Origin of the sequence: Salinicola salarius (assembly GCF_002179555.1) — a bacterium.
Classification (GTDB): domain Bacteria; phylum Pseudomonadota; class Gammaproteobacteria; order Pseudomonadales; family Halomonadaceae; genus Salinicola; species Salinicola salarius_A.
Genome location: NZ_NHOU01000049.1, coordinates 1 through 12,042, shown reverse-complemented (window position 1 = coordinate 12,042; position 12,042 = coordinate 1). Strand labels below are relative to the sequence as shown.

At 56.8% G+C, this 12,042-nt stretch carries 12 protein-coding genes and 1 pseudogene; 11 read left to right on the top strand and 2 right to left on the bottom strand.

Features of this window, described 5'->3' with window-relative positions; translation table 11 throughout:
* The 8 genes and pseudogenes from CCD76_RS20110 to CCD76_RS18030 form a co-directional block, all read left to right on the top strand.
* Positions 1 to 492: pseudogene (locus tag CCD76_RS20110) on the top strand (hypothetical protein); the annotation flags it as partial.
* A gap of 149 nt (positions 493 to 641) precedes the next feature.
* Positions 642 to 875, top strand: coding sequence for a DUF2281 domain-containing protein (locus CCD76_RS18060; RefSeq protein ID WP_087720928.1), 234 nt, complete (start codon positions 642 to 644; stop codon positions 873 to 875).
* Positions 872 to 1,165 carry a type II toxin-antitoxin system PemK/MazF family toxin gene (locus CCD76_RS18055; protein WP_087720926.1) on the top strand — a complete coding sequence of 98 codons (294 nt, stop codon included), beginning with the start codon at positions 872 to 874 and terminating at the stop codon, positions 1,163 to 1,165. The genes CCD76_RS18060 and CCD76_RS18055 overlap by 4 nt, the downstream gene beginning before the upstream one ends.
* A 107-nt stretch (positions 1,166 to 1,272) precedes the next feature.
* Positions 1,273 to 2,088, top strand: a complete 816-nt coding sequence (locus CCD76_RS18050; protein WP_256961375.1) for an Rpn family recombination-promoting nuclease/putative transposase — start codon at positions 1,273 to 1,275, stop codon at positions 2,086 to 2,088.
* A 45-nt stretch (positions 2,089 to 2,133) separates the two neighbouring features.
* Complete coding sequence (locus CCD76_RS20235; protein WP_087720924.1) at positions 2,134 to 2,334, top strand: hypothetical protein; 201 nt, start codon at positions 2,134 to 2,136, stop codon at positions 2,332 to 2,334.
* Positions 2,335 to 2,469: 135 nt separating this feature from the next.
* The gene (locus CCD76_RS18040) at positions 2,470 to 3,261 is read left to right on the top strand and encodes a SapC family protein (RefSeq protein WP_087720923.1); all 792 of its coding nucleotides are present in this window, start codon (positions 2,470 to 2,472) and stop codon (positions 3,259 to 3,261) included.
* Between the two features lie 48 nt (positions 3,262 to 3,309).
* Positions 3,310 to 3,528 carry a DUF6447 family protein gene (locus tag CCD76_RS18035; RefSeq protein ID WP_087720922.1) on the top strand — a complete coding sequence of 73 codons (219 nt, stop codon included), beginning with the start codon at positions 3,310 to 3,312 and terminating at the stop codon, positions 3,526 to 3,528.
* 50 nt (positions 3,529 to 3,578) lie between these two features.
* Positions 3,579 to 4,091: an opioid growth factor receptor-related protein gene (locus tag CCD76_RS18030; protein ID WP_087720921.1), complete on the top strand. Its 513-nt coding sequence runs from the start codon at positions 3,579 to 3,581 to the stop codon at positions 4,089 to 4,091.
* A gap of 20 nt (positions 4,092 to 4,111) precedes the next feature.
* Here CCD76_RS18030 and CCD76_RS18025 read toward each other — a convergent pair whose 3' ends face one another.
* Positions 4,112 to 4,756, bottom strand: a complete 645-nt coding sequence (locus tag CCD76_RS18025; RefSeq protein ID WP_143543327.1) for a hypothetical protein — start codon at positions 4,754 to 4,756, stop codon at positions 4,112 to 4,114.
* A 411-nt stretch (positions 4,757 to 5,167) separates the two neighbouring features.
* On the opposite strand from CCD76_RS18025, the gene CCD76_RS18020 reads away from it, so the two are divergent.
* Positions 5,168 to 7,183: a hypothetical protein gene (locus tag CCD76_RS18020; RefSeq protein ID WP_143543326.1), complete on the top strand. Its 2,016-nt coding sequence runs from the start codon at positions 5,168 to 5,170 to the stop codon at positions 7,181 to 7,183.
* Positions 7,184 to 7,343: 160 nt separating this feature from the next.
* Here CCD76_RS18020 and CCD76_RS18015 read toward each other — a convergent pair whose 3' ends face one another.
* Positions 7,344 to 8,357, bottom strand: a complete 1,014-nt coding sequence (locus CCD76_RS18015) for an acyltransferase family protein (RefSeq protein WP_087720916.1) — start codon at positions 8,355 to 8,357, stop codon at positions 7,344 to 7,346.
* 391 nt (positions 8,358 to 8,748) lie between these two features.
* On the opposite strand from CCD76_RS18015, the gene CCD76_RS18010 reads away from it, so the two are divergent.
* Together CCD76_RS18010 and CCD76_RS18005 are read left to right on the top strand one after the other, a co-directional pair.
* Complete coding sequence (locus CCD76_RS18010) at positions 8,749 to 10,539, top strand: LTA synthase family protein (protein ID WP_179208964.1); 1,791 nt, start codon at positions 8,749 to 8,751, stop codon at positions 10,537 to 10,539.
* Between the two features lie 295 nt (positions 10,540 to 10,834).
* The gene (locus CCD76_RS18005; protein ID WP_087720912.1) at positions 10,835 to 12,031 is read left to right on the top strand and encodes a sulfatase-like hydrolase/transferase; all 1,197 of its coding nucleotides are present in this window, start codon (positions 10,835 to 10,837) and stop codon (positions 12,029 to 12,031) included.
* Positions 12,032 to 12,042 lie beyond the last annotated feature (11 nt).

Sequence of the window (12,042 nt, the reverse complement as noted above, 5' to 3'; positions counted from 1 at the left end):
ACGTCTGCCTACACTTCGGTGGCCGAGCGGATGGCCGAGCTGCCGGAAGGTGACGAGCGTGACACCGGCAAGGCGAGGGCAGCCAGCCCCGATAGGCCGCCATGCGATTCACCTCGGGAGACGCCGGTGGGCCAAGGGCCGGCCTGGTGCGAGACGCTGCCTTGCCAACCGCTGATGCCCTTTGACGCGACCGCTCGGCTTTCCCACGCCATTCCCTTCGCCTTCGAGGAGTATCTCGAACTGGTCGAGAGTACCGGCCGCTGCCAGCGCCCGGACAAGCGCGGGCAGATCGGCGAGCGCGTCCCCACGCTGCTCGACCGGCTGGGCATCGACCCGGAGGCCTTCATCGCCGCTTCCAGTACACTCATGCAGCGCTTCGGCAGCGCGGTGGGCACGCCAGCGAGCCTGACCGCTCGGTGCGCGGCCCGCCAGGCCCGGCATCTGCGCGGGATGCGTGCTGCACGCGAGGTCTTCGAGCGCCGGGCGGCGTGAGAGCTGGTAAGTGAGCCACCGGTGGAACCTCGCAGCAAGCAGCCTCACTGAGTATTGAGCAAGTTGGGGAGGCCTCGGGGCAGGCGGAAGCCAGTGGCTGCCGTGCTATCCTGAGCATAATGACGATGGTTCCCATTGGGGTAGAATCGATGCAGCTAGAAGAACTCATAGCCAAGGTCAGCCGTCTTCCTGCCTTCCGTCAGCAGGAGGTGATTGATTTTGTGTCGTTCCTGGAGGCGCGCTACGGGGATGCTGAGCATGGCGAACCGGCTGACTGGTCTGAGCAACAGTTTCGTACCATGAGCGTCGAGCAAGCCATGCGTGGGCTAGAAGACGAACCGGATCTCTACTCCGAGGACGATCTCAAGGAACGCTGGCAATGAAGCATGCCGGTCAGATTGCGTTGATGCCGTTCCCTTATACCGATCTGACACACAGCAAGAAGCGACCGGTACTCTTGCTGCGTCGGCTCGATCATGCCCAGGATGACTGGCTTGTCTGTATGGTTTCCTCCCGGTTGCATCAGGCTGAGCAAGCTCTCGACTGGATGCTGAGGCCAGACGATGATGAGTTTGCGGATTCTGGTCTCAAGGTGGCCAGCGTCTTTCGACTCTCTCGCCTTGCCGTGCTGGACGGAGAATACATTCTCTCATGCAAAAACCCTCGCGACTGAAGCCCCTCCACAAGAGCAGCCCACAAGGCATTCCACATGAGTGAGTTACTCGACCCTCCAACGATTACGTCTTCAAACGGCTGTTTGCCGACGCTCCGGATCTGTTGGTGGATCTGATCAACGACCTGCGCCCGGATCTGCCCGACATCGCCTCGGTGGAGGTGTTGAACCCCAACATCGAAGCCAGTGAACTTACCGGCAAATACATCATCCTCGACGTGCTGGCCCGTGATGGCGAAGGCCACTGCTATAATGTCGAGGTACAGGTGCGTCGCTACGGGGCCTGGCACAAGCGGGGCCTGTTCTATCTGGCCCGTACGCTGGGCAGCCAGCTGAGCGCCGGCGAAGACTATCAGGAACTGCGGGCGACGGTCGGATTGCATCTGCTCGATTTCGATCTATTTACCGCCACGAATGCTGAGCGTCAGCAGGCGATATGGCGGTTCGAGATGCGTGATGAACGCCAGCCGAGTATTTCGTTGGGGAACATCCTGCAGATGAACCTGATCGAACTCAACAAGGCGGATCGGCTGGGCTTGCCGGAAGGCCCCTTGTGCGCCTGGATCACCTTCTTCAAGCACTGGCAGGAGGAACTCACCATGGCCAATATTGCCCATGAACCGGTCAAGAAAGCGATGAGCCGTATCCGCGAACTCAGCGCCGATGAGGAAGCCCGTCGGCTGGCATTTGTGCGGGAACGGGCACTGCGGGATGAGGTATCGCTGCTCAACGACGCCAAACGGGAAGGGTTGGAAGAGGGTGAGAAGTTGGGTCTAAACAAAGGCGAGCGGTTGGGTGTCGAAAAAACCGCCCGCAATCTGATCACGTTGGGCGTGCTCAGTGATGAACAGATTGCGGAAGCCACGGGGCTGACGGTGGCCGACGTGGAAGGACTGCGCGGGGGTGGCACTGGCACGCACTGAAAGGCGGATCGGCTGGGCTTGCTGTTGAGGATGTGACGCGGCTACGTGCCGAGGGCAAGCACTGACGTCGCTGCCCATGATAGCGAGCGCTTGGGGAATCGCTGCATAAACCTCGACCTGCGCAACGTGGCCGCTGCGCTCTTTCGGCTGGAGCACAACCGCGACGAGCAGGACATGCTCGACGTGCTGGGCACGCTGGTCGAGTGGCTCAAGGCGCCAAAAAAAGAAGGACTCCCACTTATTTAGCCGTTACCTGACCCCGGCGTACCGTGCGCCGGAGTGCGGTGTAGGCGTTCGATAATCCGGGGGCTCTTCAGGGGGAGAAGCGCTGGTACAATCGATCGATATTCTTGAATTCCAGAACTGTCGATAGGAGACATCATGCCGGAATGGGTCGCGGTATCGCGCACACAACACGCCGATCGCCATTACCAACCGCGCCAGGGCTATCGTTTCGCTGCCGAACAGCCGGTCGCCTCGATCCTGCTGGCCGAACTGGGCAAGCTGCTGCCGCATTATGCGCTGGGCTTCATCCAGCAGGGCGAGAGCGCTTATCAAAGTTACCAGCCGGTGGCGTTGCTGGGCCTGAATGGTCAGCACAACCTCTATGTTCACCCGGATGGGCGCTGGCTGGGCAACTACGTACCGGCCAGCCTGCGCGGCTACCCGTTCACCCTCGCCAACACCGAAGATCAGCAGCAGGTGCTGTGCATTGCTCAGGATCATCTGCTGGAAGGCGAACAGGGCGAACCGCTGTTCGATGAGCAAGGCCAGCTTGAACAGCGTGTACAACAGACTCTGGGCTTCCTGCAGGAGTGCGAGAAGAACCGTCAGCTGACCCAGGCTGCCGCCGGGGTGCTGGGCGATACCGGCGTGATCGAGCCGTGGCCGCTCAAGATCGAACGTGGGGAAGGGCAGGAGCCGCTCAAGGTCAACGGCCTGTACCGCGTTGACGAGAAGGCGCTCAATGCCCTCGATGCCGACACTTACGCCACGCTGCGCGGCGGCCCGATGGCGTTGGCCTACGCCCAGCTGTTTTCGATGAGCCAGCTTTCGCAACTGGCCGAGCGGGCGAAGTTTCACGACAAGCACCACGCTCAGCAGCAAACCAGCGAAAATCTCGACCAGTTCTTTGGTGACGACGAGGAACTGACCTTCGATTTCGGCGACTGATCCCGTACCCTAGCGGGTTCACACTTCAATCCAATCAAGGACATACCCATGGCGGATACCGACACCCAGGCAGGCCAGACCCTGACCATCGACGGCACCGAATATAATCTGGCGGACCTTTCCGAGAATGCGCGCGCCCAGGTCACCAATCTGCGCGTGACGGACCAGGAGATCGCCCGCCTGCAACAGCAGCTGGCGATTGCCCAGACGGCACGCACCGCGTATGCACGCGCGCTCTCTGCCGAGCTGCCCAAAAAGGCGCACTGAGCCTGGCGCTTTAGGTCATTGCCCTGCGGCTACAACACAAGGAAAGCCCCATGAGCGGGAATGGGCATCGCTTGATTGCATTCACCCTGGGGCAATGTCCCGATCACAAGGGGCGCGACATCGAGGATGTCTGGCGTCTGTCCCACTTCTGGCTGGAACACACCCACGACATCATTCAGTGGCTGTTTCCGATCCCCGAGGCCGGCCGCTTCAATGGCTTCGCGCCGCTGCTGGATGCTGAAGCGCAGGCCGCCTTTGCGGAGTCTGACGAACTGAGGGCGCGACAGCGCCAGTCGCTCGATGTGATGCTGGATTTCTTCGGCCTGGCGCGGGAACCGGATGGCATCGTGGCCTTGCCCCACCTCAACCCCAGGGACCATATCTGGTTGAAGCGGGGCGGGCACAACCACCTGCGGATCTCGCGCATGATCCGCAGCCTGCATTTATGCCATCAACCGGAACTGGCCCGCGCCTTTCAGGCCGCTGTGATCGGGATCGGTACGCAGCAGGGCTTCGTGTCGGCGCAGTCGGTAGATTACTGGCGAGCGGCCAATCAGCCATAGCGCGGGCCGGGAACACGGCGTTAGCCGCGGATTTCGAGAATGACGATCTGAAAGGCACGATTGGCCACGGGCTGGTGATCGTGATTGAGAAAAGGGTGCTGCGGCTCGGAGCTGACCATGTCGATGTCGACGTCAGCCATCCCGGCGGCCTCCATGGCTGCGTTGAGCCGATTGATGAGCCGTTGGGTAGTATCGACCTTCGGCGGACAGCGGCGGGTCAGCACCAGGTAGTTGGTCTTCAGGCTGTGCCGTCCGGCGTGCTGGCTAACCTTGGCCAGTCGGCGAACGTCACCGATCAGCCCGCGGGTCGAGTCGCCGCGCTTGAACTCCAGAATATGCGCCGCACGCCCCCGTTTGCCGGTGCGCAGTACCAGATCGAAACGGCCCTCGGGGCGAAGATCCGGTTCCGACAGCAGCCGATCGATGTCACTGTCCTGTATATCCGACTCCTCGAAGGTCCGCTTGACCTGGGCTTCGAGGCGATAACCGAAGTTGGCAAAGCGCGTCGCGAAATAGTCGGCGACGCGCATCGGCATGAAGTATTCCGGCATGCGATGCAGGGAAGAACGGGCATGGCTGATGGCGTCCTGGTGCGCAGCCAGCAAGGCATCTTCAATCGCGATGAGTCGGTTGGTGGGAGAGGACTTCAATGGAGCGGTAGTCACGGGATGGTGGCCTCTTGGTGGCAAGAACGGCGACGAATGGCATATCGAATGGCATATCGAATGACATAAGACACACGATCCATCGGCAAGGCCCAATATTACGTGATCCCGCTAGCCAAGACCCTGATTTAGCGATAATTGTTCGTTTCGCCTGCCTGCGCGGCTCGAGGATCATCAGGCCGCACTGTCTGTGGCATGGAATAAACGTGGCGTCATCACGTTTCGCTATTCGGCTTGAAAAGCAGGGGAAGGTAACTACCCTTGCTGGTTAGCGTTGACGGCCTCCAGGGTCGAAGAGCGCTTACATGGAAGTGGGTTTAGGCTGTTCTGGGCGTTAATTAATGAGGATGTATTTAATTATTACTGGGGCGGTCCTGGGCTTGCACAGAAATATCTTCTAGGAGGTGCACCTTGGCCATTCGAACAAATCAGGAAAATCTTGTAGCGCTGACAACCGTCATGTTCAACGCGGCGCCGGGAGCAGACAACCTGGGCCGGTTTACGAACTATGCGACTCTGGAGCCCTTGGCGACAGATCTCGCGGCTTCCGAGACTTTCAAGAGCCAGTTCGCTGGATTGGAAACATTGGAAGACAAGATCGATCTCGTTTTAACCAATAATTTGGGGATGCAGCGAGGCTCTGACGCCTACGAAGGGGGCATGTCTTTCTTCAGTGCCCGGTTGGAATCGGGCGTTGATGCCGGTAGTGCATTATTGGAAGCAGGCACTTATCTGCTCGGCGATAATGTCGATCCGAAATACGCCGATATTACCCAGACTCTGGAAAACAAGGTAGAGGTCGGTACTTATCACAGCGTGGAGCAAGGGCTGAGTTCCGATCAGCTGAGCGAACTGCAGGGCGTCGTCGACTCGGTAACGGCAGCCCCGTCCTCTGTCGAAGAGGCCAAGGCTGCGATCGATGACGCGGCGGCCGGTCAGATCCTCGACGTACCATATAGTGAAGGGGTTCAGACGAGTTACGACGCGGCGGATCTCGAAGGTTACGGGGCGGTCCGTTTTTCGGGATTCGATGACATCGATCAGCAGATCAATCTTTCCGGTGTCGATGGTAAACAGGTGTTCGTCGAAAACAGCGCCGTGACGCTGAACCTCAATGGCATGAGCGCTGGTAATGTTCAGCTCGCCAATTCGGACGTGCGTTTGTACGGGGACACGCAAGGCGAGAACTATACGCCGACCGGGCTGCTGACAACGCTTGGCGTGACGGTGACGACCGATTCCAGCCTGGAGCTGGGCGAGTCGGCATCCGCAGGGTTGATGAATCTCACGCTAGATGGTGACGGCGCGCTGAATCTTTCCGGCAATGCACTTGCCGAAGGCGCCAGCCTTGATGCCTCCAGCATGACGGGCGGCCTCGTCGTCGAAGATGGAGTGTTGGACGATGCCGCGACTGTCATGGCGGGCAGCGGGGACGATGAGCTGACCGTCGATACTCTCGGTACCGTTGACGAGGCTGACTATAGCAGCGAGCCCGATATCAGCATTGATGGTGGCGCTGGAAACGATACGCTGACCGTCACGGATTCGATGACGGTGGATCAGGTGCTCGACGAAAACGACCAGGATACCAACAGCGGTGCCACCGTCAGCGCCGATGTCCAGAATGTCGAGAATGTCGTTTTCGAGGGATACGCCGAAGTCGACAGTCAGGACTTTTCAGATACCGGTAATTTCGTCTTCGCGAGTGGCGGTAGCATCAGCAATGTGAGTGACCAGACCGTCACGGCATCTTCAGGTAGCGTGGATGCCGATGGGTCGCCTCTCATTTTGCGTGATGCCGCCGAAGCGGTGAATGTCGTCACGACCTTCGAGTCAAACGATGAAGTTCTGGATCTACAAGTCTACGACGACTCCGAAGAGGGTACGGGGACCGGCGGTACGCTGAATCTTGCGGGCAGTGGTGCGGTTGCCTATGCAGAAGCGGGGCGTCAGTTCGATAGTATCGACTCGTCCGAATTGGATGGCGGCTTGACGTTTACAGGCGCCGATTATGTTCAAGAGAACATTGCTCTCGGAGCGGGTGCCGATACGCTGAACATGGCGGGACATTCCATCGTCGGCAGTGATGGTGACAAGATGGATACCATCACTGGCTTCGACGCCGGTAGCGATACGCTGGATATCGGCCCTCTGGATAGTCTGGCCGGCGCCAATGTCGCTGATGCGACTTCCCTGAGCGATGCGTTTGATATCGCAGCGACGACATCGGCAGGCAACGAAAACGGCTACGTGACTTTCGAATTCGACGACAGCATGTACGTTTACGCGGATAGCGAGTCGGCGCCTGGCGTCGATGGGGAACCCGGTACTGAAGGGGTTTCCTACAATGACTTCGCTGTCGAGCTGGTCGGCCTGCAACAAGGGCAGTCAGCTACAACGGGAGCGATTAACGAAAGCCAGGTCTGAATCTGGACTGACGCTATTCGAAGTGGACCCGGGGCCTTGGCTCCGGGTCTTTTTTGACGCATTGTTCATGCAGACGGCTGGTTGCCATGAGGTAAATGCCAGCTTTGATCACTCATGCTCTTTTGGCAGGCGGCCAATTGGCTTTCACAGCTGTGACAGGCTATTGGCCCTGTGTACCCGATTGCGCCCTGGCTGGCGAATGGTTCGACAACTTGGGCTTGAGCCATCGCTGAATCGGGCGCTCGATGGCAATCAGAGACAGCCAGGCCAGCAGCATGGTGGCAACCAATGACAGGGCTATCGCGGGGATAGGGGGCAGCAGGGGCTTGAATACATGCGGCGGGAGGTTATGAAACAGATAAATGCCAAAGCTGATATTGCCGGCGAATGAGATTAGCGGCAGTTTGCGATCGACCAGAGGGCTATTGAGTAGGCACCAGAGCAAGGCGCCATAAAGTACGGTCATGATCTCTTCATAGAGAAAGGTGACGAGTTTCGGTGCATCGAGGCCGAGGGGTTTGTAAAAAGCGCCTGCCGTAACGACCGCTACGGCCAGGGCCACCGCCGCTATGGTGAATCCGGCGCTGGGCTTTTGGGCGTGATGACGCATGACATGGCCGATCGCTCCGCCTAGCACAAAGGCGTAGAAATACAGCGGAAAGGCCCAGAGTTGCAGATAACCGTTGCGCCACTCCAGACCGCCCAGCGTAATGACGACAAAAGGCAGCACGGCCAGCATCGCGACGCTTCGAAAGGTGGGGGTGAACCGTGGCAGGCAGGCGATGATGGCAAAGAAGGTCACGAACACGGGGAGCGACCAGAAGGCGGGGTTCAGCGCATAAACGGTTTCGACGCGAGAGGCCGTGAGCAGAAGGGCCAGATGATGCAGCAGCAGGGGCGGCCATTCTTCCCAGGCCGAAGGCGTCGTTATCAGATAGGCGAATACGGCGGCCAGGTATCCCGGATAAAGGCGGATCATGCGCTTGGCGAAGTAGACGATGCCGCGGCTACGTTCCCAGGTGAGCGCATAGTAACCGGCTACCACGAAGAAGCATCCAGTGCCGAAGCTGTAGAAAGCGCGCTCGTAGAAGACGCTCGAGTAGTGGGCGGTGATGACGAGCCCGGCGCCGAACACCTTGATCAGGCTTAGCGTATTGATTGTGCGTGCGTTCATGTGTCGGCGGTCAGCGGCTTCGAGAGTAGCGTCATGCTACCTGACTGTACTGGAGTTTCCACAAGTGCAGCTTCCCCTTTTCATGCGGAGGTGAGCGGTTGCCCTCCGGTCGGGAGATCGTCGCCCGCTGTTGGCCATCGCGCGCACGGCCCTTCGAGCGGATGGCCCTTCGAGCGTATCCCAATACGTCGCGGCGATGAGTCGAAGGGTGATAAGCCGTAAAAGGGGCACTCCGGGTATGATGGGGCAGGCCTTGGTCGGATAGTCGTGGCCTATGCCAATGACGTGCTGAACTTCCATCGGCTGAAAGCATCAGACAGAGTCCAAAACCTCTTATGAGGTCACGAAACGGGATAGGCAGTGCGGAATGGCATCAATAAAGAACCATCGGTTGTTCACACTGTTTTGTGGCCTGACGCTGCTGGCGCTTCTGACAAGACTATGGACCCTGCAGGAACTTTCGGCGCAAGTGCTTGGTTGCCGGCTGTGCATCATTCCCGGTGTGATCGAGGCAGACGCTCCCTATTTGCTGGGAGTGCTGGGGCTGTTCATGGTGGCAGGGTTGTCGCGTCGTCGTTGGTGGTTCTTGCCCTGGCGAGTATTGGCCTTTATGGGTCTGGCGGTCTATATCGCTGATGTGGTTGTGATGTCGGAGTACTTCACACGATTGAAGCTCTCCGATGCGATGATCTATCTCGCGCAGCCGGCCATCGTATGGCGTTATCTTCTCAACTTTCCGATATTCGACTGGGTCGTTGTTGCCTTTACTCTCGGGATCATGGCGTGGGCAGGTTGGGTTCGCCCGGCCAGATCGCTGCCGAGGCCAGCCGTGGTTATGGCGCTGGCGATGTTGGTGCCGGTCGGGGCGATTGCTCATTATGTCATTCCCAGGCCGGATTATGTTCATGAATGGGCAGTGCGCAATGTCGTTGCGGCCAATCTTCCGTCCGGGTTGGCGGAAGATTATTCTCCGGCAATGCGAAACGATGTCGCACAGGCATTCGGAAATGCTGGCAAGACATGTGTGTCGGGTGAAGGACGCCGCGACGATATCGTCATGCTGGTTCTGGAATCATGGTCTGCCTACCAGAGCGACTATTGGTCGGGTCTCAACGATTGGACGCCCAGGTTGGATGCGTTGGCCAGCCAGGGGGTAAGTTTCATGAACCTCCATGCCGGAGGCTACAACACTAACCTGGGGTTGATTTCACTCTTGACCGGTAAACAGTTTGCTTTGCCGATAGCCGATCCCCAGGCGGCGCAGCCCTTCGCAACGGCATGGGATCTGCCGGATACGTTACCGGAGTCATTGAATCGTCTAGGTTATCATACTGCCTTTTTGACCTCGGGGAATCTCGGCTTTACCCGTAAGGGAGAATGGTTATCCAATATCGGCTTTGATTATCACGAAGGGCAGGACTTCCCCGGTTATGCTGGAAAGCCGCGATACCATTTCGATGCCGTTGCCGATGATGTGCTTTACGAAAGGGCGCTTGCCTATATCGATGAACAAGACCGAATCGATGAACAAGACCGAATCGATGAACAAGACCGAATCGATGAACAAGACCGAAGTGCCCCGCCGAATTTTATCGTCATTGAAAATGTGAGTTCTCACCAACCTTATGAGCAGCCTTATACAGGCGAGCGTGACGAACAAGCGGTATTCCGATACATGGATGATACTGCGGCCGATTTTATTGAAGGATTGCGCCACCAGGGTTTTTTTGAGCATGGGCTACTGGTCGTGATAAGCGATCATCGCGCCATGACAATGGTTTCGTCAAAGGAGCGTCAGCTTCTGGGACAGGCCGCAGACTCCCTGATACCAGCCTTCGTTCTGACAGGGAATCCACGTCAAGAGAAGGTGGATGAGTTGTTCCACCAGGCGGATGTCATGCCGACATTGTTACATCACGTTGCTGACGATGTCTGCTTGAGCCACCCAAAGCGGGACATGCTGGCCCCCGCAGCTGGGCAACCCATGTGCGTGATGCATGCACGCGGGGATCGCCGGGACAACCTTGATGTATTCTGTCCGGCAGGCAGCGGCACGGTCAAAGTCGATGGGGACGATACTCATTTTATTATTTCCCGAGGGCTCAGCGAACAGCGCCAGAAGCGATTGCTATTGCGTATCGCACGCGATCGTCTTGCTGGAGCCCATTCCCCTTCCCCATGACATTGCTGAAAGCACTAAGCTCTGTCTGAAAAATCGACGAGCGATGGCCAGACAAGGCAAAAATCGGCGAAAAAGCGGAGTTTACAGGGAAGTAAATGAGCCTTTTGAGCCGATTTTTAACGCAGTATGGGCGAGCGCAGGCATTTTTCAGACAAAGCGTAGATGATATTGCCAATTGATGTCTTGTGTGAGGTTTTGTTGCCTGCCCGGCCAGGGTTTCGTGGATTGGTGTATTGCCCGATTGACATTAAAATGTAATAATTGCTTATATTTCTTTTAATGTTTGGTGTGGGCGATGGATTTATTCTTTATAAGCCTTTCTCTTCTGTTGTTTGTCGTTGCCTGCTGGTTTTTAAAGGCAAGAAATAAATGGCTTTTGTGTTTGGCATTTATTATTGGTTTTGTTATTGCTTTCCTTTGTAGCGTATATGTTGTTTCCGATGCCTTTACCAATGAAGGCATCGATGAAGCTGTGCTCTATCACTTGAGTGTCGGGCTTGAGGGTGCCGGTTTTAGTGACTTCATTGATATTATGGTCTTTTCAGTATTTTTGCTTTTGTTGTCACTGGTTTATGCCTATTGTTGTATTAAGGTCCTGTCCAGGAAACGGTTTCATGGTGCCCGTTGGGGCGTGGCAGGATTGTTTTTGGCCTCTGCCGCTTTTGCCGTCAATCCCGGCGTTGACGATATTGCAACGGTCGGCACCTTTTATTTTTCCGGCGATGTGGGAACGGATCAACTCCCTCAGTTTTATAGGAAGGGGTATGTTCGTGGTCTGAAAAAGGGTGTCGAGCAGCCCAGGAATTTGGTTGTTATCTACGGCGAGTCTCTTGAAAGAACCTACTTTGACAATTCTCTTTTTCCGGGGCTTTTACCAAACCTGAAAGCGCTAGAAGATAAATCTCTGTCATTCACCAATATTAGACAGCTTCCGGGAACAGGCTGGACGATCGGGGGAATGGTGGCCAGTCAGTGTGGCGTACCTTTGGTCGCGGCATCTGGAGGTAACGGTATGGATGGTGTCGACAGTTTTTTACCAGGTGCTAGATGTCTTGGTGATATTCTGTCGGAAAAGGGATATGAGCTCGATTTTGTCGGTGGCGCCGACACCGGGTTTGCCGGGAAAGAAAGTTTTTACCGGACCCATGGCTTCGATACTGTCGAAGGTCTCAAGGAACTAGGGCCTCGCACGCCGGATGCGGAGTATCGAAATGCCTGGGGATTGCATGACGACACGACGTTTAAATTCGCTAAAGAGCGGTTTGATGAGCTGGCTGAAGGAAAGCGTCCTTTTGCCTTGGTAACTTTGACGTTGGGAACCCATCATCCCGATGGATTTCTTTCTCGGGAGTGCAAGGATACTTCCTACCGTCAGGGAGATAATCCGGTACTCAATGCTGTATCATGTACGGATGAGCTCATCCCACAGTTCATTAATTATATTAGTCACTCAAAGTATGCCGATGATACGTTGATCCCGGCTTATTCATGAGGCCGGCCCGA

What these genes read in the sequence shown, in the direction of transcription:
- CCD76_RS18060 (WP_087720928.1), top strand. Translation starts at nt 642, where the DNA reads ATGCAGCTAGAAGAACTCATAGCCAAGGTCAGCCGTCTTCCTGCCTTC.
- CCD76_RS18055 (WP_087720926.1), top strand. Translation starts at nt 872, where the DNA reads ATGAAGCATGCCGGTCAGATTGCGTTGATGCCGTTCCCTTATACCGAT.
- CCD76_RS18040 (WP_087720923.1), top strand. Translation starts at nt 2,470, where the DNA reads ATGCCGGAATGGGTCGCGGTATCGCGCACACAACACGCCGATCGCCAT.
- CCD76_RS18035 (WP_087720922.1), top strand. Translation starts at nt 3,310, where the DNA reads ATGGCGGATACCGACACCCAGGCAGGCCAGACCCTGACCATCGACGGC.
- CCD76_RS18030 (WP_087720921.1), top strand. Translation starts at nt 3,579, where the DNA reads ATGAGCGGGAATGGGCATCGCTTGATTGCATTCACCCTGGGGCAATGT.
- CCD76_RS18015 (WP_087720916.1), bottom strand. Translation starts at nt 8,357, where the DNA reads ATGAACGCACGCACAATCAATACGCTAAGCCTGATCAAGGTGTTCGGC.
- CCD76_RS18005 (WP_087720912.1), top strand. Translation starts at nt 10,835, where the DNA reads ATGGATTTATTCTTTATAAGCCTTTCTCTTCTGTTGTTTGTCGTTGCC.